18 protein-coding genes are annotated in these 21,128 nt (G+C 66.6%); 12 read left to right on the forward strand and 6 right to left on the reverse strand.

Annotated elements, in window-relative coordinates; all coding sequences use genetic code 11:
- The first annotated feature begins 170 nt into the window (after positions 1-170).
- From ACOOF5_RS03505 to ACOOF5_RS03535, 7 genes are all read left to right on the forward strand, one after another.
- Entirely contained in the window at positions 171-1,589 is a 1,419-nt protein-coding gene (locus ACOOF5_RS03505; RefSeq protein WP_420436669.1) for a serine hydrolase domain-containing protein, read from the forward strand.
- 163 nt (positions 1,590-1,752) lie between these two features.
- Positions 1,753-4,608, forward strand: a complete 2,856-nt coding sequence (locus ACOOF5_RS03510) for a CaiB/BaiF CoA transferase family protein (protein WP_420436671.1) — start codon at positions 1,753-1,755, stop codon at positions 4,606-4,608.
- Between the two features lie 223 nt (positions 4,609-4,831).
- On the forward strand, positions 4,832-5,422 hold the full coding sequence (locus ACOOF5_RS03515; protein ID WP_420436673.1) for a disulfide bond formation protein DsbA: 591 nt from the start codon (positions 4,832-4,834) through the stop codon (positions 5,420-5,422).
- A gap of 117 nt (positions 5,423-5,539) precedes the next feature.
- Positions 5,540-6,712 (forward strand): amidohydrolase family protein, encoded by a 1,173-nt coding sequence (locus ACOOF5_RS03520; RefSeq protein WP_420436675.1) that lies wholly within the window; start codon positions 5,540-5,542, stop codon positions 6,710-6,712.
- 67 nt (positions 6,713-6,779) lie between these two features.
- Positions 6,780-7,985 carry an LLM class flavin-dependent oxidoreductase gene (locus ACOOF5_RS03525; protein WP_420436677.1) on the forward strand — a complete coding sequence of 402 codons (1,206 nt, stop codon included), beginning with the start codon at positions 6,780-6,782 and terminating at the stop codon, positions 7,983-7,985.
- The gene (locus ACOOF5_RS03530) at positions 7,982-8,755 is read left to right on the forward strand and encodes a hypothetical protein (protein ID WP_420436679.1); all 774 of its coding nucleotides are present in this window, start codon (positions 7,982-7,984) and stop codon (positions 8,753-8,755) included. Before ACOOF5_RS03525 ends, ACOOF5_RS03530 begins: the two co-directional genes overlap by 4 nt.
- 11 nt (positions 8,756-8,766) lie before the next feature.
- Positions 8,767-9,201, forward strand: a complete 435-nt coding sequence (locus ACOOF5_RS03535; RefSeq protein WP_420436681.1) for a VOC family protein — start codon at positions 8,767-8,769, stop codon at positions 9,199-9,201.
- Positions 9,202-9,377: 176 nt separating this feature from the next.
- Here the strand turns inward: ACOOF5_RS03535 and ACOOF5_RS03540 are convergent, their stop codons facing one another.
- The 4 genes from ACOOF5_RS03540 to ACOOF5_RS03555 form a co-directional block, all read right to left on the reverse strand.
- Positions 9,378-10,115 (reverse strand): enoyl-CoA hydratase/isomerase family protein, encoded by a 738-nt coding sequence (locus ACOOF5_RS03540; protein ID WP_420436683.1) that lies wholly within the window; start codon positions 10,113-10,115, stop codon positions 9,378-9,380.
- Positions 10,108-11,118 (reverse strand): CoA transferase, encoded by a 1,011-nt coding sequence (locus ACOOF5_RS03545; RefSeq protein ID WP_420436685.1) that lies wholly within the window; start codon positions 11,116-11,118, stop codon positions 10,108-10,110. The genes ACOOF5_RS03540 and ACOOF5_RS03545 overlap by 8 nt, the downstream gene beginning before the upstream one ends.
- Positions 11,119-11,295: 177 nt before the next feature.
- Positions 11,296-11,886, reverse strand: a complete 591-nt coding sequence (locus ACOOF5_RS03550; RefSeq protein ID WP_420436687.1) for an enoyl-CoA hydratase/isomerase family protein — start codon at positions 11,884-11,886, stop codon at positions 11,296-11,298.
- Positions 11,887-12,098: 212 nt separating this feature from the next.
- Positions 12,099-12,341: a hypothetical protein gene (locus tag ACOOF5_RS03555; RefSeq protein WP_419840355.1), complete on the reverse strand. Its 243-nt coding sequence runs from the start codon at positions 12,339-12,341 to the stop codon at positions 12,099-12,101.
- A gap of 44 nt (positions 12,342-12,385) precedes the next feature.
- On the opposite strand from ACOOF5_RS03555, the gene ACOOF5_RS03560 reads away from it, so the two are divergent.
- A complete protein-coding gene (locus ACOOF5_RS03560) occupies positions 12,386-13,567 on the forward strand; it encodes a hypothetical protein (protein WP_420436689.1) in 1,182 nt (393 codons plus the stop codon).
- Between the two features lie 142 nt (positions 13,568-13,709).
- The gene (locus ACOOF5_RS03565) at positions 13,710-14,009 is read left to right on the forward strand and encodes a hypothetical protein (protein ID WP_420436691.1); all 300 of its coding nucleotides are present in this window, start codon (positions 13,710-13,712) and stop codon (positions 14,007-14,009) included.
- Here ACOOF5_RS03565 and ACOOF5_RS03570 read toward each other — a convergent pair.
- Positions 14,006-15,724, reverse strand: a complete 1,719-nt coding sequence (locus ACOOF5_RS03570) for an N-acyl-D-amino-acid deacylase family protein (RefSeq protein WP_420436693.1) — start codon at positions 15,722-15,724, stop codon at positions 14,006-14,008. The genes ACOOF5_RS03565 and ACOOF5_RS03570 overlap by 4 nt on opposite strands.
- Before the next feature lie 138 nt (positions 15,725-15,862).
- Between ACOOF5_RS03570 and ACOOF5_RS03575 the strand changes: the two genes are divergently transcribed.
- Positions 15,863-16,834, forward strand: a complete 972-nt coding sequence (locus ACOOF5_RS03575; RefSeq protein WP_420436695.1) for an alpha/beta hydrolase — start codon at positions 15,863-15,865, stop codon at positions 16,832-16,834.
- A 23-nt stretch (positions 16,835-16,857) separates the two neighbouring features.
- Positions 16,858-17,655 carry a VOC family protein gene (locus tag ACOOF5_RS03580; protein WP_420436697.1) on the forward strand — a complete coding sequence of 266 codons (798 nt, stop codon included), beginning with the start codon at positions 16,858-16,860 and terminating at the stop codon, positions 17,653-17,655.
- Positions 17,656-17,672: 17 nt separating this feature from the next.
- On the opposite strand, the gene ACOOF5_RS03585 is transcribed toward ACOOF5_RS03580, so the two are convergent.
- Positions 17,673-19,196, reverse strand: coding sequence for a HEAT repeat domain-containing protein (locus ACOOF5_RS03585; RefSeq protein WP_420436699.1), 1,524 nt, complete (start codon positions 19,194-19,196; stop codon positions 17,673-17,675).
- Positions 19,197-19,353: 157 nt separating this feature from the next.
- On the opposite strand from ACOOF5_RS03585, the gene ACOOF5_RS03590 reads away from it, so the two are divergent.
- Positions 19,354-21,033: a DNA methyltransferase gene (locus tag ACOOF5_RS03590; protein WP_420436701.1), complete on the forward strand. Its 1,680-nt coding sequence runs from the start codon at positions 19,354-19,356 to the stop codon at positions 21,031-21,033.
- Positions 21,034-21,128: the final 95 nt, after the last annotated feature.

Raw genomic sequence — 21,128 nt, forward strand, 5'->3', positions numbered from 1 at the left:
TATGGCCCGCTCAAGCAGATGTCGCGGCAGATACTCGCAAATGTCGCGGCCCTCGCGCCAACTCGGGCGCAAGCAGCGCCACAGTCTGCCCATCGGCAGGGCCAATGGCTCGCCTGCCGTCTCCCACCGCCCGGGTGCCGCCTCTGGGCTCGGCCGCTTACGCTGCCCGCATGAAGCGACTCGCATCGGCCTTTCTAGGCCTCGGCCTGCTGGCGGCGGCCTGCAGCGGTGCCGATGATGCAGCCCCAGCACCCTCCAACGCCGCAGCATCGGCCACGACCACCGTGTCGCCCGCTGCAACCGAAGCATCGGCGCCGGCCACCACCGCTGCACCGACGACAACGACCGCCGCGCCGAGCACAGGAGACGCTGCGGATCCCGACCCTGGCCGGGGCGGCAACGAATCGGGGACAGGCAACGAGCCTGCCGACGATGGCAAGAAATCGGACGCAGACGCTGAGCCCAGCGGCGAGCCAGACGGCGAACCGCTCGATCTGCTCGATGCCGAGATCGGCGACTGGATGGACCGCACCGGTGCCCCCGGCATCGTGCTGGCCATCACACGTGGCGGTGCCGAGCCGACGACGTTCGCCTGGGGACTGAGCGATATCGCCACCGGCACGGCCATGACCGTCGATCATCACGTTCGCATCGGCTCGGTCACCAAGTCAGTCACCGCTGCGGTGGTCCTGCAGCTCGTCTCCGAAGGTGCAATCGAACTCGACGCTCCGGTTGCGCAGTACCTGGGCGACGGCTGGGCACCGGGCTACGAGCACGCTGCGGCAGTCACGGTGCGTGACCTGCTCGGGCATACCTCGGGCTTCGTCGAGTACGCGTTCGACCCGCGCTTCTATCAACTCGCCGCTCCTCGGCTGGATGAGCAGATCGCTCCGGAAGAGATCCTGGCCTTTGCCGCCGAGTACGGACCTGTGTCAGAGCTCGGGACCGAATTCCACTACAACACCACCGGCTATGTCGCAGCGGGCCTGCTCATCGAGGCGGTCACCGGCAACGCCGCAGCCGCCGAATTGCGGTCTCGCGTGTTCGAGCCGCTCGGCCTGGAGCACGTCTACCTGACGCCGGAGGAATTCCCGCCCTCCCCGACGGCGAACGGATACGTGGGCGGGACGCTCGGCTACCTGATGGGGCCCCTGCTCGGGCTCAGCAGCGACAACCAGATCACCCACAACGGAGCGATTTTCGCAGACATCAGCACCTTCCCAGACGCCTTCGCCCGTTCCGCCGGATGGACCGGCGGCGGCATCGAAGCTCAGATCGGTGATGTGGCACTGATGATCCGCGGCCTCTTCGCCACCGACATCCTCAATGAGGAACAGGTCGCTGTGATGACATCCGGTCACCCCGACCCTGGCAACGATTACGGCCTGGGCATCTCCACCGATGCCGTCTTGGGTCTCACGATTTACACACACGGAGGCGGCGTGCCGGGCTTTCGCACCATTGCGGCCTACGCGCCTGACGCCGACCTCGGCATCGCCCTCACGACCAACCTGCTCGGCCTCGAGGCGGGCGACGACGTGGACGACCTGCTCGAGCGTCTCGCCCCGATCCTGGCTGCCATGGCCTGACCGGCGTGCGGGCGCGCCCGCACGCGGAGGCCACGACCGGCCGATCCGTGAGCCCCACTGCATCGCGATCGGGAACAAGCGCTGGCAACCGCGGGCGACAACAGCAGAAGGCTCACCTACCCTCGTAACTCACGATCGCAAACGGCACACCGAGGAGGCAGCCGTGAGCCAGTTGTTGGCCGGGATTCGAGTACTCGAGCTGGCGACCGGCGTCTCAGGTCCCTACCTCGGGAAGCTCTTCGCCGACCATGGCGCCGACGTCATCAAGGTGGAGTCGCCCGGCGGGGACCCGGCCCGACGTCATGGTCCATGGGGCGACAGCGCAACAGCGCCGCAAGGTGCCGACAGCCTGGAACGATCACCGCTCTTCCTACACCTGAACACCAACAAACGCAGCGTTGTCGCCGACATCGGCAGCCCGTCACCCAGCGCCGATGACATCGAGTTCGTCGGGTCGCTCGCGGCGGAGTCCGACATCGTGGTCGAGGCCTTCCCACCGGGTCACCTCGACTCGATCGGGCTCGGCTACGAGGTGATGTGCACGCTGCGGCCCGGCATTGTGCTGACCTCAATCACCCCGTTCGGCCAAGCCGGCCCCTACGCCGACGCCGGCTACCGGGGCAGCGACATCGTCACCTATGCGATGGGCGGCCCGATGTGGGGCACCGGCATCGATGAGCGCGAGCCAGTGAAGCTCAGCGGTGACGTCACCTCCTACCAGGTCGGCAACCTGGCAGCAGTGCCGACGTTGGCTGCGCTCATGATGAGCCAGCGCCACGGTCGCCCGAGCCACATTGACGTGTCGGCATTCGAGGCCCAAGCCGGCACCATCGACCGGCGCGCGTCCTACCTGCTGTACGAGGCGTGGACCGGCACTGATGTCGGGCGAGACCCGCGCCAGCCCCAACGTGCGTCGCCGGTGGGCTTCTACCCCACCGCAGACGGATGGGCGCTGGTGTTCACCTTGCCCTCGTGGGCCCCGCGGATGGTGCAAACGCTCACCGACGCAGGACTGGGCGGCGAACCAGGCGGCGGTGATTCGCTGGCTGAACGGTTCGCCAGTCCGGCGTGGCTGGTCGATCCCGATCTTCCCGACATGGTGGAGACGGCCCTGTACGTGTGGCTGGCCGGCCATACCCAAAGCAGCGTCGGTGCCGCAGCACAGGTCAACAAATGGGGCGTCACCCCGCTGAACGCGCCGATCGACCTGCTCGACGACCCGCACTTCGCCGCTCGTGGCTTCTTCGTGCCCGTCGAGCATCCCGCAGCGGGAACGGTCCATCAACTCGGCGCGCCGTTTCGCATCCATCGCGACGCTCCGACAGGTCCAGCCGAACAGGCATCGGCGGCCCCGCGTCCCGCGCCGCTGTTGGGCGAGCACGATGCGGAGGTACGCGCCGCTCTCGCCACCCTCGCCCGTCAGTCGAACGGCAGCCCAGACCCAGAAGTTGAGCCGAATGGCGAGGCCGTGGCCGCACCGGCCACGCAGCGCAGCGAACACGAGCAGGAGACGACAGGCGCCGCCGCGGGAGCACTCGCCGATCCGCGTTTCCACGCAGCGACAAGCCAAACGGCCGGCGTCGGCCGAGTCGACGCCGATCCAACGTCTCGGGCGCCCGGGGGTTTGCCGCTCACGGGCATCCGCGTGCTCGATCTGACCGTCGTATGGGCCGGTCCGGCTTGCACCATGTATCTGGGCGATCTCGGCGCCGAGGTGATCCGGGTCGACAACCCCTATGTGTTCCCGACCGCGACGCGGGGCCTCATGGTCCGGCCGCCACGGGAGATCGCTCCCGAACTGGGGCCGCTGTCGGGCTATCCGGATCACGATCCGGGGCGGCGCCCGTGGAACCGCCAGAACCTGTTCAGCGCCCACGCCCGCGGGAAGCTGAGCTGCACACTCGATCCCCGGACCGAGCTCGGCCGCTCGACACTGCACCGGCTCGTGCGCGAAAGCGATGTGATCGTCGAGAACAACTCGCTGGGCGTTCTGCCGAAGCTGGGTCTCGACTGGGAAACCGTGCACGCAGTCAACCCGCGCACCATCGTGCTGCGGATGCCGCCCATGGGCCTCGAGGGCCCGTATTCGGACTGGGTGGGTTTCGGTGCCAACTTCGAGGCATTGTGCGGGTTGACCGGTTTGCGCGGCTACGACGACGACAACCCCACCAGCCTCACGTCGGTATTTCACATGGACCCTGCGAGCGCGGCCACCGCCGCCTTTGCGCTGCTGGCGGTCCTGCGCCGCCGCGACGGCGTCGCCCGCACCGGTGGTACCGGCGTCGGCGAGCTCATCGAGTTCTCGCAGTCCGAGAACGTGATGCAGCACATCGGGGAGTACTTCATCGACGCCGCCGCCAACGGCACGCGTCACCAGCCGCTGGGCAATCGCTCGGTGGCCCGTGCCCCCCAAGGCTGCTATCGCTGTGCAATCGACACCGCCCGCCCCGACCAGGTCGACGAATGGGCGGTGATCACGTGTGAGACCGACGAAGACTGGCTGGCACTGGCTCGATTGATCGACGGCGACCGCCCGCCAGAGAGCGCCGCAGACCGTGCCACAACAGACCGTGCCGCCACGACCATCCCGCCGCTGTCTCAAAACACACGCCTGGCAACGCTCGCCGGTCGCCTTGCCCACCACGACCACATCGATGAGCGCATCGAGGCTTGGACGTCGGCCCGTTCGTCCCACGAAGTGTTTCACCGGTGCCAGCAGGCCGGGGTTCCCGCGGGGCCGGTGATGCGTGAATCGCAACTGCGCACCGACCCCCAGATGGGCGACCGCTGCTGGTTTCGCCAGAACGGCTCGGTCGAGCAGGGCTGGTACAGCTTCCCCGGGCGCCAATGGCGCTGGGACGGCCCCGAGATGCCGTGGCGCCCGATCGGCATCCTCGGCGATGCCAACGAGTACGTGTTCCGGCAAATCCTGGGCCTCGACAACGCCGAATGGCAGGCGCTGTGCGACGAAGGTCACATCACCCGCGACTACCTGAACCCCGACGGCACCTCGATGTAGCCGTCGCGGGCGACATGTGCACTGAACCTGCCGATTCCTCGCAGTACGCGCTCTCGTCATCGGATCCCAGCGCCGAGCGACTCGCCGGCGGCGCTGGGCGCGGCTTGGCCGGTCGGCTCAGCCTGCTCGTGCCCGTCACAGGTAGATTGCCCGCATGGCAACTGACACGGGCACAGAGACCGAGATCGAGTTCTGGGTCGACCCCATCTGACCTTGGTGCTGGGTGACGGCCAGGTGGGTCGTCGATGATGTCGCTTCCGAGCGCAACCTGAAGGTCAAGTGGCAGCCGATCAGCCTGCTGTTCAAGAATGAGCCGCCGACAGACAGCCCCTATTACGACGCGGTCGTGGGCACCCACGGCCAGCTGCGGGTGATGGAGTCGATTCGGGCCGCCGAGGGCGACGACGCCGTGTTCGGCGTGTACTGGGATTTTGCGAGCCGCATCCACCACGACGGCGACCGCGACTTTGACATCGCGAAGGCCCTTGAAGAACTCGGCATCGATCCCGAACACGCCAAGGCAGCCACCGACGAGAAGTGGGATGCCGAGATTCGCACACGCATGGACGAAGGCTTGGCGCTGGTCGGCACTGACGTCGGCACGCCGATCATCGCGCTGAACCGCAGCGACGGCGAGCGAGTGGGCATCTTCGGTCCGGTGATCACCCGAGCCCCCAAGGGCGAAGACGCCCTCAAACTGTGGGACGGGATGACTGCCATGATGGACATCGACGGCTTCTGGGAGCTGAAGAAGACCCGCACCGAGCGGCCCGAGTTCGGCGACCGCCCGGTAACAGCGACTGCGGCTGGTTGACAGATCGACGCGTCGGCGGTGCCGCAGCCGTCGGCCCGCTTCACGAAACGGCGACGGCAAGCGTGTCCGGATTCCCCGACACGACATGAGGCGAGGGGCAAGGGGAGCACAAGGACGATGAGCGGCACGATCCTCGACGATCTGAAGATCATCGACACCGACAGCCACTGGTCCGAGCCCTACGACCTGTGGACGTCGCGAGCGCCTGCGAAGTACCGCGACCGTGTCCCGCGGATGACCGAGCGCGACGGCAAGCGCCGCTGGTGGTTCGACGATTCGATCCCCATCGGGCTGCCCATTGCGTCGTCGGTCGTCGATCCCGACGGCCAGAAGGTCACCGGCACGGTGTTCTTCGATTTCGACAACGAGATGGTGCACCGCGCCAGCTACGACGCGCAGGCTCGGGTCGAGATGCTCGACGAGCTCGGTCTCGCTGCTCAGATCATGTACCCCAACGTCGCCGGCTTCGGAAATCAAAACTTCCTGAAGTCGCCCGACGATGCGCTGCGGCTCATCTCCGTCGAGATCTACAACGATGCATTGGCAGAATTCCAAGACGCGACGAACCAGCGGGTGTTCGGCATGGCGCTGCTGCCCTGGTGGGATCTCGACGCTGCAGTGCGAGAGATCGAGCGATGCCACGCCAACGGCTTGCGCGGCATCGTGACCTGCTCCAATCCCGAGGAAGCCGGGCTGCCCGACATGGCGATGCCCCACTGGGACCCGGTCTGGCAGGTCTGCTCGGATCTCGCGATGCCGGTCAACTTCCACATCGGCTCGTCGAAGGGCAACCTCGACTACTACGGCAAGGCGCCGTGGCCGTCGTTCGGGCCCGAGCGTCGCCTCGCGGTGGGCTCCGCGAATCTGTTCATGGGCAACGCCCGGGTCGTGGGCAACATGATCTACTCCGGCGTGCCTGAGCGCTTCCCGAACGTGAAGTTCGTGTCCGTCGAGAGCGGAGTCGGCTGGCTGCCGTTCTTCCTCGAAGTTCTCGATCACCAGATGGCCGAGACGGCGCCGAACGAGCTGTCCGACCTCTCGATGCTCCCCTCCGACTACTTCCGCCGGCAGTTCTACGGCTGCTTCTGGTTCGAGCGGTCCACCGTGAAGCCGACCGTGGACTACGTCGGTGCACAGTCGTTGATGTTCGAGACCGACTTCCCCCACCCCACCTGCCTCTACCCCCGCGACGACCACGACCTGGCCAAAGCCCTCGAAGGAATCCCCACCGCCGACGTCGAACGAATCATGTCCCTCAACGCCGCCGAGCTCTACCGCATCGAAATCTGACGCAGCCCAGCCCGGCGATCGGATCCCGGCCCGACGGTGGACAACATTGCTGGGCTAGAACAGCGCAATGAAGTTCGGGATCTTCTATGAGTTGTCGGTGCCGCGGCCGTTCAGCCGGGCCAATGAGTGGCTGACGTACCACAACGCGCTCGAACAGTGCCGGGTGGCCGACGAGCTGGGGTTCGATCACGTCTGGGCGGTGGAGCACCACTTCTTGGAGGAGTACTCGCACTGTCCCGCTCCCGAGGTCTTCCTGACGGCTGTCGCCGCGCAGACTCAGCGCATCCGGGTGGGCCACGGCGCGGTGGTGTGCGTGCCCGAGATGAACAACCCGATCCGAGTGGCCGAACGGGCCGCGGCCCTCGACATCATCTCGAACGGTCGCCTGGAGCTGGGCACCGCTCGGTCGAGCACGTGGACCGAGCTCGGCGGATTCTGCGCCGACCCCGACGACACCAAGAAGACGTGGGACGAGTTCGTGCGGGTGATCCCCCAGATGTGGACCCAAGACGACTTCGGCTGGGAGGGTGCCCGCTTCGAGATGCCGGCACGCAACGTCATCCCCAAGCCGTTCCAAGAGCCGCACCCGCCGATGTGGGTGACCGTCACCACACCCGGCACCGAGCTGGACGCCGCCGAGCGGGGACTGGGCTGCCTGGGCGTGAGCGCCGCGCCGTTCGCCGAGCAGGAACGGCGCACCGCTGAGTACCACCGTCGGATTGCCGACTGCGATCCGGTCGGCAGCTTCGTGAACGACCAGGTCCACACGCTCAATTTCTTGTACTGCCACGAGGACTACCGCCAAGCAGCGGCGCTGGGCCTGCCGATGGTGGGCGCATTCTCCATGTCGAACGCGCACCTGTACTTCACCCGTGAGGCGTACCCGACACGGGCGTATCAGACGCTCGGCAACGCAGGCGCGGCGCTGCGCAGCCGCGGCGCCCCGAATGGCAACGCGGCGGCCGATGATCCGAGCGTGGCCAAAGGTCTGCCCGAGGGCGTCGGCATCGGCGACCCCGACCATCTCGTGCGGACGATCCGCAAGTGGGAGGACGTCGGGGTCAGCGGCATCAATTTCCTGCTCAACGCCATGGAGATGATCCCCCAGGAGCAGGTCCTCGACAGCCTGCGGCTGTTTGCCGCCGAGGTGATCCCGCAATTCCAGACTCCGGCCGAGCGAGCAGCCCGCGTGGAGGCACCGACCACCGTGCCCGATGTCGGCCCGTCCGGCGCGGCCGAGCCGTCGACAGCAACAGCGGGGGTGAGCCGATGATCTCGGGGACCGCTTCCGTCGACGAGCTGGCCGCAGATGCGCCACAGATCTCAGCATTCAGCTCCGAGCCGGTCCGGCTTGCCGGGGTGACCAGCCTGTCGTTGGTCGCTGAGTTGCGGCGCCCGGCGCGTGAAGCCGTGCTGCCGCCGGGGCTGCACCCCATCGTGCCGCCAGCCATGTCGCTGGAGGCATGGAACGTGTCCGAGAGCCCGTGGGGAGCGTTCAGCGCAGCGTTCGTCCGGATCGTGTGTCGCAGCGGTGCACGCGCCCGGACGTTCTGCGTGGGCGCAGCCGCATCCACCGACGATGCTGTCGCCGGCCTGCGGTCACAGCTGGGCTTTCCCGCGCGGCGAGCCGAGGTCGCGATGCGCCGCCACTACAACGGTGTCGATCTGGCTGTCGCACCGGCCGGCGAGACCGACCGCGTCACGGCGGCTCACAACGGTGCGGGGCCGATGCTTGTGGTGAATGCACTCGACCCTGATCCGCTGTCGGTCGGCGACCTCCAACACGTCGGCTCGATGAACCTGGCGCACACGCCCTTGGGGCTCCGGCTCGTGCAGGTCGAGACCCATCACGATCCGTCGCGAGTCGAGCGGCTCGCCGCCCGAATCGACGCCATCGACGCCGGCGCTTGGGGGCAGCCGCTGCTTGATCCCTATTGGGTCGTGAGCTGCTCGGTGTCGCTGGGGGACATCGAGATTCCAGCCATCCGCTTCGTCTGTGATCCTGCGTTGCCCGCCGCTGATGGCACCGAACGGGTGCAGTAGGTTCCGCTGCCATGAGCGAATTGGCCCCTGAGGACACGGCAAGCGCAGCTGGCGGCGCTGCCGAGGCTGACCCACAGCTGCGGGCGGTGGGCGTGACGATCGACTGCGCCGACCCCGAACGCATCGCCGACTTCTGGCAGGCAGCGCTCGGATTTGCGCGACGAGTCGGCGACGGCCGCCCGTACATCACGCTGTCCGACGGCGGCGGGAGCAGTCGCATGCTCAATCACCTGACCATCCAGCGAGTGCCCGAGGCCAAGACAGCAAAGCTGCGGGCGCATCTGGACCTGTTCACCGGTGACATGGACAGCGAAGTCGCCCGCCTGGTGGCCCTGGGCGCGAGCTTGCTGGTGCCCGCAGCGGAAGAGACGGCCGGACATTTGGGCTTCCGGGCAACCGTCATGGCTGACCCTGAGGGTTCCGAGTTCTGCGTCGTCTCCCGCTGAGGGTCTTTGCCGGAATACGCGCCCGCTGGGGAGACGGAAGAAGCCTCTGCGACCAGTGATCCGGCAGGCGAGAGATGCGCACCGCACCGCATTTCTCGCCGACGTCATCGACGCATCACGGTGCATCCACTCGGGAACCGGTCACAACGTCGCCGAGTCTTCTGCCGCCTCCCCAGCTATGGCGTCTGTGCCTGGGCCTCGGAGCCGGTGGCAACAAGGCGGGCGCAGCGTTGCTCTACAGCTAGGCCTTCGGTGAGCGGCAGGTCGTTGGCGGCGCGAAGGCAGCGGCGCAACGCTCGGGCGAACGGCTGGCCTATGCGGGCTAGCTGGCCGGCTAGTTCGGCTGTGCGGCTGTCGAGATCATCGGTTGGCACCACCTCGGCGATAATGCCCAGTCGGTGAGCTTCGGCTGCGTTGATGTTGCGTCCGCTCAGCACCATCGGCAGCGCGGCAGCCGGTCCGATGGCTGCGGTGAGGCTCTGGGTGCCGCCGGCCGCGGGGAGCATCCCCAGCTTGGTCTCGGGCAGTCCCAAGACCGCATCGGCGCTCGCGATGCGGAGGTCGCACAGCAGCGACATCTCGAGGCCCGAACCGAGGGCGTAACCGTGCAATGAGCACAGCGTCGGAACGGGCAGATTGAGCAGCGGGAGCCACGGGTCACGATCCCAGCGGATCCGCCGGGCGTCGAAGATCCCCTCGGCAGTGCCGAATTCCGACAGGTCCGCACCGACGCTGAAGTGTTTGCCTTCCGCAACGAGTACTACGCAGCGCACGTCGGGCACATCGCGCACCGCGGTGATCGCCTCGATGAGCCCGTCGCGCATTTCTAGGTCATAGATGTTGAGCGGTGGGTGGCAGAGCGTGATCGTGGCTACGCCGTCATGGCCGAAGTCGAGGCGGACCCGTTCAGCCATGCCGATCACCACCAGATCCCTCCGCGGTAGCCGCTGAGTCTCCGGCGCGGCTGCAGGCGGCGCGGCCTGCGAGCGGCGCCACTGCGCCTGCCAGCGACACCCGTGTGTGCTGGGCCGCGGCGCCGGCGAGCTGATCCGCCGCGACGCACGCTGCCCACAGTCCGGCGAGCGGATCCGGATAGGAGTACGCGGGCGCCTGCGGTTCGTCGGTCAGCCAGCCCAAGCCCGATGCCGCATGAACACCGGTGCCGTACGCGATCCAGTCGCGCTCAGGTGCGTCCGGCTCGAACGCGGTGATTGCCAAGGTGCGCAGGTGCGGGTGGCGGCCACAGAGCTGCTGTGGCAGTAGTTCGAGGTTTGCGAGGGCCCGCGGTGAGAGCGATGTGACGAGCAGATCTGCTGAGCCCAGCCGCGCGTCCAGGCTCTCGCGAGCTGCCTGCTGCCGCAGGTCCAATCTCCTCACGATCTTGTGTTCGTTGAGCTCGGCGTACATCGGCGAGCCTTTCAGACCGTCGGGTCGCGCAGCCGAGGTGATCTTGAGGATCTCGGCGCCGGAGCGGCCCAGCAGTTCAGTGCACATCGGGCCCGCCCACATCGAGGTGAGGTCGACGACCGAGACCCCGTCAATACCGGACGTGGCGGGCTGCCCCGCGCCCTGTGGGATCCCAACCGGTGGCGCGGGCGCGCCGGGCAGCCGGCGATATGGCGTGACCGGAAGCCGCCATTCCTGCGCAGCGACGGCGATGGCTTCCGGATCAGGCTCGTGCCGGTGCACCTCGGCGAAGCGCTGCCATGTCGCGGTGTCGTCAGGACCGAGGTTGATGCACAGAGCACCATCGACCCACGGGACGGGTTCGCTCGGCACGTCAGCGGTGCCAAGCCGGCGGGGCATGTCGATCCACCAAGTGCCGTCGCCCACGACCGAGCGGCCCAGACGACGATCTACTTCCGCAGCCAGCTCAGCGCCGTAGGCGAACAGACCCGGCGGCAGCCAATCGCTCATGGCTAACGCCCTGCACCGAATCTGATGCTTCGCACGGCTAACGCCCTGCACCGAATCTGACGCTTCGCACGGCTAACGCCCTGCACCGAATCTGACGCTTCGCACGGCTAACGCCCTGCACCGAATCTGACGCTTCGCACGGCTAACGCCCTGCACCGAATCTGATGCTTCGCATGGCTAACGCCCTGCGAAGTCGGGCGGGCGTTTGTCGAAGAAGGCGGCGAGGCCTTCAGCGCGGTCCTCGGTGGCGGCAAGCTGGTGATTCAGGTCGCCTTCGAGCCGCAGGCCGTCCGCGAGGGGCAGCTCTGACCCTCGGTGAACGGCTTCCTTGGCGAATTCGAGCGCCAACGGACCTGCGCCCGACAAGTCGTCGAGCCACTGGTCGATGTCCGCGTCCAGATCTTCCGGCACCGCATGGACGAGTCCCCACTCCAGAGCCGTCGGTGCGTCAAGAGTCGGTCCCAGCAGCAGCATGGCACTCGCTCGGGAAGCCCCAACCACTCGAGGCAAACGCTGCGTGCCTCCCCATGACGGCAGACGGCCTTCCAGCGGATCAGACAGAGCGAAGCGCGCACCGGCCTCGCACAGCCGGACATCGCATGCGAGTGCAATTTCCAGTCCCGGTCCCGAACACTCGCCGCTGACGGCGCAGATGACCGGTCCCCGTACCGCTGCCAGCGCGGACGCCGGATCAGGTTGCAGCTCGAGGGGATCGAAGCTGATGCCCGAACAGAAATCGGTGCCGGGTTCGTTGCGGAGGACAAGCACTGCTGGCTCTCGCGCCTCGCGCGCGGACGCGCAGAGGTCGACCAGCGCACGGGCGGCGGCGTGATCCAACTCGCCGCCGCTCAGGATGTGCTCGATGCGGTTCAGGGTGCCACCACCCCCTCGGGTGGGCGGCGCAGGTCGCTCGAGTCGGACTCAGTCGGCCCCGTGCCCAACAATCGGCCTCAATCGGCCCCTGTGTCCAACAATCGGCCTCAATCGGCCGATTTGGTCTTCTTCGGCTCCTGCAGCGCCATGTCCTTGCCGTCGCACTGCAAGGTCACCGCGCCCGGCTTAGTGACGAGCACTTCGATGCCTGAGTCTTCGTCCTGGTAGCGCTTGCCGACCTTCAGTCCCTCGCCACCGGCAGACGCTGAAATGTCAGCTTCGCCGCCCTTGGTGACGATGACCTGTACGCCGCCGTCGAAGTCCAGACGCTCTCCAGCCTTGGTCGCCACAGCATCCCCCTGGTCTCATCGTGTCAATGCGAAATGTGGTCCGCATGAAGCTACACGTCGCGCCGCTGCATTACCTCACGATGAAATTGCCGGCTGGCGGACAGAATGAGTCGATGACCGCACAGCGCACGGCACTGGTCATCGGAGGAACCGGCCCGACGGGCCCGCTCGTCGTCAACGGGCTCATCGAACGCGGCTTCGGGGTGACCATCGTGCACACGGGCCGGCACGAGACCGATCTGATCGGCCCCGAAGTGCGCCACATCCACACCGATCCGTTTGACGGCTCCGCCACCGCCGAAGCGCTCGGCAACGAGTCGTTCGACCTCGCCGTAGTCATGTACGGACGGCTGCGAATGCTGGCGCCGCTGCTCGCGGGCCGCTGCGGGCACTTCGTCTCGATAGGAGGCGTGGGTGTGTACCGGGGTTTCGGCAGTCCTGACGACTTGTTCCCCGTTGGCATGACCGTGCCGCTCGCGCATGATGCGTCCCTGGTCGGCGACGGGGAAGAGTTCCGCAAGCTGAGGATGATCCGGGTGACCGAAGAGGCCGTCTTCGAGCACCACCCGCAGGCCATCCACCTGCGCTACCCCCAGCTCTACGGGCCCCGCCAGCCGCTGCCGCGCGAGTGGCCACTGGTGCGGCGGGCGCTTGACCGCCGACCGCACGTGATCGTGGCCGATGGCGGCCTGACCGTGAAGAGCCAGGGTTGGATTGGCAACGCGGCTCACGCCACGCTGCTGGCGTGCGAGGCGCCCGTCGCCGCACTGGGCGGCATCTACAACGTGGCGGATTCCTCTGCGTTGTCGATTGCGCAGATCGCCGAGGTTGTCGCCGACGAACTCGGCCACAGCTGGGAGCTGGTGTCACTGCCCTACGACCTCGCAGCGCCGGCACGGCCTTTGGTGGGCAGCTGGTCGACGACGCACCGGGTGCTCGACATCGGGCCGACCATGCGCGATCTCGGCTACCGCGACGTGCTGGCGCCGGTGGACGCTTGGCGATCAGCGACCCGATGGCTCGCCGAGAACCCACCGGAACGCGGCGGACCCCTCGAGCAGCGCTTGGGCGACCCGTTCGACTACGAAGCCGAAGACCGGCTGGTCGCTGCATGGATTGACGCCCGCGATGATCTTGCGAACGCTCTTGCCGACATCGACTGGTTCAGCGAGCCCAACTACGGCAGCGCGTACGTCGGCAACCGCCCCAATCCCGGCGTCGCCTGAGTGCACAGAGCGCCGCATGGCGCCGGATCACCTGTGCGAGCCGCAGTGTTTTGATACATTACAGTGTGTTTCAATAGTTTTTGTGTAACGTTGCGATGCGACGATCCATCCGCATCGAGAGCCAATCGCAGGGAGTCCTATGATGAGTGCAGTGGAAACCCTCGTGACCGGCATCTTCAGCAGCGTCATCATCGCGTTGCTGATAGCGATGTTCGTGAGTCAACGGCGACAGCTTGACCAGATGCGCAACGAGATGGCCGAGTTCAAGGCCGAGATGAGAGCTGAGATCGCCGAGCTACGCGCCGAGTTCAAGGCCGAGTGCACCGAGCTGCGGCGCGCTGTGATGGCAGTCGAGAAGGACACCGCTATGTTGATCGGTCGCCTGCTGCCCGAGGACGAAGTGCTGTCCCGAATCACCAACCGACCAGAGCCGGTTTCCTAACGGGCCAACGGGCCCCGCAGCAGGCGACCGGGAACGGCACCTGTCACCTTGCCGTGCTCGGTGATGATCTCGCCGTTGACGATGGTGGCGGCGAAACCCGTGGCCGTCTGACGAAGACGTGAGGCGCCTGCGGGCAGGTCGTGCACCAGCTCGGGCATGTCCGGCGACACCGTGTCGGGATCGAACACGTTCACGTCGGCCGCCTTGCCCACTTCCAGCACACCACGGTCATCGAAGCCCCACGCCGCCGCGGGCAGCTGGGTGATGCGGTGCACGGCGTCTTCGAGCGTGAATTCCTGACGGTCACGCACCCAGTGGCCGAGCAGGTGGGTCTGCAGCGACGAGTCCATGATCTGGGTGACATGCGCACCGCTGTCGGAGAACGTGGGGATCGCCCGGGGGTGCTTGAGCAGGTGCAGCACCAAGTCTTGGTCTTGATTGGCGAGGGCTTGGACGAAGAACATCTCCAAGTCGCTGTCGAGCGCAAGATCGACGAACGCTTCCATCGGCGAGACGCCACGCTCGGCTGCTATCACGTCCATCGTCCGGAATGGCGGCAACGGTCGGGTCAGCGGATAGATGTGGGACCAGATGGGCTTGCGGGCTTCGGGCCCGAGAGCGCGCCCGTAGTCGCCATGCTCGGCCTCGTCGACGAGACGAGCGCGAATCGCGGGGTCTCGAAGGGCCGACCACTGCTCGCCCCGTGAGCCTGCCCGCAGCTCGCGCCACAGCGGCAGGGCGTCGAACGGCAGCGAGGTCTTGAACGACAGCAGCGTGCCGAGGCAGCGTGAGTGCGCCTGTCCCCACGAGATGCCGCCGGCTGCATTGATGCCGTCGAGCAGCTTGATCACCGGCTTCCAGTGGTGGTCTTCGCTGGACGGAGCAAGCATGCCGTAGGTGATCGGCACGCGAGTGCGAGCGCCCAGCTCGACGATCTTGGCGACATAGGCGTCGTTGCGCTCGGCGTCACGCGAGCGCAAGTCACCGTGGTTCGCCAACTCGAAGATGCCGGCGCCCATGACGCCCATCTCGCTGACCAGCGCATCGATCTCTGACCATTCGGCAAGGCGCGAGGCAACCGGGCGGTCGTCGGCGGTCTCGTGGTTGTACGAGATGGACGTGGTGAAACCGATGGCACCGGCGCGCAGCGAGTCGCGCAGCTGACCCAGCATCAGCGCGAGCTCGTCGTCGTTGGCGCCGCGGTCGAAAGCTGCCTCGCCCATGGCCCAGGTCCGCAGTGCCGAGTGGCCGAGATAGCCGGCGTAGTTGATGCCCTTGGGCGTGGCATCCACGAAGTCGAGGTACTCGGGGAAGGTCTCCCAGGTCCAGTCGATGCCCGCAGCCATGGCCTCGGCGGAAATGTCTTCGGCCCGCTCCAGGTTGCGGACAACGAGATGCCGAGCGTCAGATCGGGCCGGCGCCAGCGTGAAGCCGCAGTTGCCCATCACGGCGGTGGTCACGCCGTGGAAGCACGAGCTCTCCCCCATGGGATCCCAGGCGATCTGGGCGTCCATGTGGGTGTGCACGTCGATGAAGCCGGGCGTCACGACGTGGCCTTCGGCGTCGACCGTGCGGTCGGCCCGGCGGCCTGACAGCGCTGCGGGCGTCTCGCCGATCTCGGCGACGACACCGTCGCTGATGAGCACGTCGGCGCGGCGCGGCGCGGCCCCTGTTCCGTCGATCAGCGTTCCGCCTGAGATCAGCAGATCACCCATGTCGTGCCCCCGTCGTCGCAGCCGCCAGCTTGAGCCGTCGTGCCTGTCTCAGCGTACGACAGCGGGCCGCGGCGTTCCCGACCCCTGGCACGCAGACGTCTGCTGCACCATTCGGCGCGGCCTCTTATGCTCGCCGCCGTGACTCTCGAAGCCGAAGCATCAGCTGTTATCGACCAACTCAACGCCTTGGGCCGGCCGACGTTCGAACAGGTCGGCCATGAACGTGCCCGCCAAGGATTCGAAGAGATGCCCCCCTCCGGGGAGCTCGTCGACGTTGCCAGCACCGAAGACCGGACGATCGCTGGCCCCGACGGCAACGACATCGGTGTGCGGATCTACCGGCCCGGTGGCGGTGCGGCGACAGCTTCCGACGACGGGACGCTCGGTTGCCTCGTGTACTTCCACGGCGGCGGCTGGGTCGTCGGCAGCATCGAGACCCACGACCGCACCTGCCGAGCCCTCACGATGCTGGCCGGCGTGATGACCGTATCGGTGGACTACCGCCTCGCACCCGAGCACCCATTCCCGGCGGCATCCGATGACTGCTGCGCTGCCACTCAGTGGGCGATCGACAACGCGGCGGAGCTGGGCATCGACCCGGCACGGGTGGCGGTCGGCGGCGACAGCGCAGGCGGCAACCTGGCCGCAGCCGTGGCGCTGATGTGCCGCGACGCCGCTGCGAACGGCGAGGCCTGCGGCCAGCCGGCCTTGCAGGTGCTTATCTACCCGGTCACCGATTTCGACCGTGACACTCATTCGATGATCGCCAACGCCGAGGGCTACCTGCTGACCCGCGCCACCATGGCCTGGTTCGACGATCACTACTGCCCGACCTCAGAGCGCAAGAACCCCTATGCCGCTCCGCTCGCAGTCGACGACCCGTCTGGGGCAGCGCCCGCGCTCGTCATCGTGGCCGGCCACGACCCCCTGCGCGACGAAGGCGTCGAGTACGCGCAGAAGCTCGCCGACGCTGGCGTTCCCACGACGCTGCTCGAGTACCCGGGACAGTTCCACGGCTTCTTCGGCATGACCCGCTTCGTGAGCCAGGCCCACGAAGCGCAAGAATTCACCGCCATCGCCTTGCGCCGTGCGCTCGCGCCCACCCAGTAGTCGCTATCGAAAGGAGTGCCGCGATGCCTATTCGGGAGAGCCATAGGGCCGGAACACCCTCATGGATTGATTTGGCCACAACCGATGTTGAGAGCGCGCTCGACTTCTACGCAGCGGTGCTCGGCTGGGACTACGAGCGCGACCCCACCGGCGAGATCAACTACGTCATGGCTGTCGTGGACGGGCGCCCGGCCGCTGGGGTGTTCGACATGCCGCCCGAGATGGTCAGCGAAGGCGTCCCGCCTTGCTGGAACGTCTACATCACTGTGGACGATGCCGACGGGTTCGCCGGCCAAGTTGCTGCAGCGGGAGGGGCGGTCATGCGACCCGCCATCGACGTGCCTGAGCCGGGTCCGAACGCCGCGGGCCGCATGGTCATTGCCGCTGACCCGACCGGTGCGGTGTTCTGCACGTGGACACCTTTGGGTGCCATCGGTGCAGGGATCGTCAACGCCCCCGGTGCCTTCACCTGGGCCGAGGTCTCCACCCACGACAACGACGCCGCAGCGTCCTTCTACAGCGAGGTGTTCGGCTGGAAGGCCGGGGCGATGGACGAGGCACCCGACGGACCTGTGTTGTTCACACTGGACGGAGCACCGGTCGCCAGCACCTCGATGGCGCCGCTGCCTGCGGGCGTGCCGCCGCACTGGCGTGTCTCACTCGGCACCGCCGACGTAGATGCCGCATGCGCCACCGCAGCGACCAACGGGGGCAACGTGATCGTGCCGCCGTTCGACTTCGGACCGGGCCGTGCTGCGACCGTGGCCGACCCCGCCAGTGCCGTTTTTGACCTGGTGACCCTCACCGACTGGCCTGCCTAGCGCAACGCAAGACTCCTTCACGCACTCGCAGGTCTGTTCCGATCGATGTCGTCAAGTGACGGGCGCAGCGGATCGAACCTGACCTTCTGTAGGTCGAGGGCTGCGAGGGGATCGTCGTCAGTCTGCAACCAGTCGAGCTCTCTGAGCCACATCGGCTCCAGTGCGGCGCGGAGTTCCTCAGTCATGCGAGCTTGGGCTCGCGATCTCACGATGGACGCCTCCATGCCTCCGAGCGCGTAGATGGCCCATTTCCGGGTCGGTTCCTCGTCTTGCTCATACGCATCGAGCAGTACATCGACCCTCCTGTTTCGCGCGAGCACGTTCGCAGCAGCCGCTGCCCTCCGCTGATCGCCGCTGCCCAGCCAAGCCAGCAACTCCACGCTCATTGCATCGGAGACGGCATCGACGGCTCCCGTAGCGTGGAACGCAACAAGTGGGTCTGTGTCTAACACCATCGGCATCAAGCGTTCTGGGTTGGCGGCAGCGCCCTGTCCGATGCCCCACGCAGCAGCGGCGCGCACATCGGAGTGCAGGCTGTCTCGTGCAGCGATGTCACAGAGAGCGTCGAGTGCTTCGGACGCGTTCACCTCGGTGAGGGCGAGAACGGCCTCCATCGACTGCTCCCGCTCGGTGTCGGCGCTAGCACCGGCTGCCAGCAGCGGTACCCAGCGCTCCGGCTCGCGCCTGGCAAGAGCGACGCGGGCCTCGAGGGCGACGCGCCAATCCTCCCCGTCATCCAGCGCCACCGCGACGAGCCGCGCGGACGCATCGATTTCGTGCATGGCACTGGTTGCCCGCACTGCCGCGAGGCGCTCGACAGCATCCGACCCCTGGAGTGCATCTGCCACGTTCCACGTTTGACCCGGGCAAATCAACGACGTAGGCGGCTCGACGATGCCAGCGACGATGTGGGCACCAGGCTCGAACGTGTCACCGGGTCGGAGGTAGAGATGGCGCTGACCCGTCCAGTATCTCCAGTGCCAGTAGAGCTTTCGCTGACCTGCGTCGTTGCTCCACACGATGCGGTCATCGTCGTCCACTCCTTCAAACGTGCCCCCTGAACTCGGCACCCAGCAGGGCCAAGTCATCGTCACCTCAGAGCCTTCAGAAGCAGCATTGGGATTGGACCGGCGGGTGTGGTCCGTGCTTGCGCGCAGCGCCGCCGTGGAGAACCACATCGGTTCGGCAACGGTGGGGGGAAAAGTGCCCGACGACGAATCGACGCGCATGAACGCGAACAGGTCTGAGTCGCGCATCCCCCCGTCATCCCATCCGCGGCCTGGGACGTCCGAGTGCGAGAGCACAATCGCCAACTTCGACTTCGCTCGGGCTTCGACTCGAAGGCCGCAGCGCGCGCAGAGGAGATCAGGGAGCCGGAGACGCTTCACCTTGGACTGCCACACCTTGTTGGCCATGGCGTACCGCTCAAACTCGATGGGTTCATGGCCATAGCGATCGCGCAGATCATCGGCCGCCGCGGCTGCCCCTACGGCACCCATCGCCACGAAACGGGCGAAGTCGGCGTCTTCTTTGAATCCCATCGTTGGGCCTGCTCTCTCCGGCATGATGTGACACATGCCCGCACACGCTCACGCTAGAGCCGCCTCAAACGGGCAGGCGGAGCTTTTCCGCCTCGACAGCGGGGCGGCGCACTCGCTGCCCACGGCTGTCGCCGTGAAGCGTTCTGACCCTGTCTACATGGCCCACGCGTACCTGACGAAAGTGCCGGTGACCGCAGTGATTCCGTTCATCGAGGCGATGACAGCACCGGGCGATGTGGTTCTCGACCCGTTTGCAGGATCGGGTATGACTGGCGTCGCCGCACTCGCGGCGGGACGGCAGGCGCGTCTATTCGACGTGTCCGTGCTCGGTCACCACATCGGTCGCAACTACGTCAACCTTGTCGACGCCGACACGTTGCGGTGCCAGGGGGCAGCGGCCATCAAGCGGGCGCGCGCGACCGTTGGTGACCTCTACCGCGTGCCGTGTGCTGACTGCGGTGTGCCCGCCGAGACGGCAAAGTCAATCTGGTCAGCCGTGATGCGATGCGATGCGTGCGGGAATGAAGTCAACTACTACGAGGCGCTTCGAGACGCCGACTGGCACAAACCACAGATGCAATGCAGCCGCTGCGCAGCATCGATCAGCAGCCGTTCATCCCGAGTCGGCGAGGAACCGGTCCTGAATTCAATCGCCTGCTCGTGCTCGCCGAAACAACGCGAACAGCCATGGACCGAACCGCCGGTAACACCTTGTGCGGACGGGCTGACGTGGCCCGATGTCCCCATTGAGCCGTCTCGCCAGATGTACCAAGCATCGGCGCTCGGTCGTCACGGCCTCACGTCAACGGCGGCGTTCTACAGTCGGCGGAACCTCTGCGCACTTGCGGCATTGCGTGACGCCATCGAAGCAACCGGCGACGAAGCGATTCGCGGCAAGCTCCGCTTTGCGTTCACGGCAATCCTGACCCGCGCCAGCAAGCGGTATCAATGGTCGCGCCAGCGGCCACTGAACGCTGCCAACGCCAACTACTACGTCGCACCAGTCTTTTACGAATGGAACGTGTTCGATCTGTTCTCTCGCAAGGTCGAAGCAGTGGCCCGTTCTGACGCGTGGATACGCGAACGCCGCCTCGAACGACGGCTGTCGGAGGATGGTCTAGCTGAACAGGTCACCTACGAGATCGCGAGTGCCACGTCGCTGCCGCTCGACGACGGATCAGTTGACTACGTTTTCACCGACCCGCCCTTCGGGTCCAACATCTTCTACTCCGACATGAACCTGTTCCAAGAGGCCTGGCTGCCAAGCGGGAAGTTCACCGAAACGGGGCTCGAAGCAGTCGTCGATCGGACCGATACCGGCAGCTACCGGTCGGCAGATCGATACGAGCACATCCTGACAGAAGCACTGCGCGAGTGCCGTCGTGTGCTCAAGCCTCATGGCCACATCACGCTGCTCTTCGGCAACAGCAGCGGTGCCGTCTGGCGCCTGCTGCAGCGGGCGATTGCCGATGCCGGACTCGTGGTCGTGCCCGAACTCATCGCGACGCTCGATAAAGGCCAGCGCTCGGTCAAAGGGCTCGCGTCCGGGTTCGAGCACGTCGCGACGGTCGATCTCATGCTGACCATGACCGCTGGCTGCCCCTCGGCGCAGACTGCACCGCCAGCGCCTGCAGACGTGGCGACTGCTGTTCGCGATATCGCCTCGTCGAGCGCCGACGTCAGTCCGAGCCAGTGCTACGTGGAGCTGGTACGCGAAGGCTTTCGGCAAGGATGGGACCTGTCAGCCATCGATCTGAGCGCTGTCACGCGACTCCTTCGAGACGCCAACTACGAGGTTGACCGATCGACGGGCCTCCTCCGCCTTCGGACTTCGTGACGCCGATGACTCGCACGGAGATCCGGCGGGCTTCGTCGATGCTAAGGCTCGCCTTGAGCATCTCCGGCGCTTCGCACTCATTGGAGCATCATTTG

The organism is Candidatus Poriferisodalis sp. (assembly GCF_965214215.1).
Taxonomy (GTDB): Bacteria; Actinomycetota; Acidimicrobiia; order Acidimicrobiales; family Poriferisodalaceae; genus Poriferisodalis.

Bases quoted from the DNA above. Each gene is read 5' to 3' on its own strand.
- ACOOF5_RS03545 (WP_420436685.1), bottom strand. From the start codon at position 11,118: ATGAGCGATTGGCTGCCGCCGGGTCTGTTCGCCTACGGCGCTGAGCTG.
- ACOOF5_RS03505 (WP_420436669.1), top strand. From the start codon at position 171: ATGAAGCGACTCGCATCGGCCTTTCTAGGCCTCGGCCTGCTGGCGGCG.
- ACOOF5_RS03565 (WP_420436691.1), top strand. From the start codon at position 13,710: ATGAGTGCAGTGGAAACCCTCGTGACCGGCATCTTCAGCAGCGTCATC.
- ACOOF5_RS03570 (WP_420436693.1), bottom strand. From the start codon at position 15,724: ATGGGTGATCTGCTGATCTCAGGCGGAACGCTGATCGACGGAACAGGG.
- ACOOF5_RS03530 (WP_420436679.1), top strand. From the start codon at position 7,982: ATGATCTCGGGGACCGCTTCCGTCGACGAGCTGGCCGCAGATGCGCCA.
- ACOOF5_RS03590 (WP_420436701.1), top strand. From the start codon at position 19,354: ATGGCCCACGCGTACCTGACGAAAGTGCCGGTGACCGCAGTGATTCCG.
- ACOOF5_RS03585 (WP_420436699.1), bottom strand. From the start codon at position 19,196: ATGGGATTCAAAGAAGACGCCGACTTCGCCCGTTTCGTGGCGATGGGT.
- ACOOF5_RS03560 (WP_420436689.1), top strand. From the start codon at position 12,386: ATGAAGCTACACGTCGCGCCGCTGCATTACCTCACGATGAAATTGCCG.
- ACOOF5_RS03580 (WP_420436697.1), top strand. From the start codon at position 16,858: ATGCCTATTCGGGAGAGCCATAGGGCCGGAACACCCTCATGGATTGAT.
- ACOOF5_RS03520 (WP_420436675.1), top strand. From the start codon at position 5,540: ATGAGCGGCACGATCCTCGACGATCTGAAGATCATCGACACCGACAGC.
- ACOOF5_RS03540 (WP_420436683.1), bottom strand. From the start codon at position 10,115: ATGGCTGAACGGGTCCGCCTCGACTTCGGCCATGACGGCGTAGCCACG.
- ACOOF5_RS03525 (WP_420436677.1), top strand. From the start codon at position 6,780: ATGAAGTTCGGGATCTTCTATGAGTTGTCGGTGCCGCGGCCGTTCAGC.
- ACOOF5_RS03535 (WP_420436681.1), top strand. From the start codon at position 8,767: ATGAGCGAATTGGCCCCTGAGGACACGGCAAGCGCAGCTGGCGGCGCT.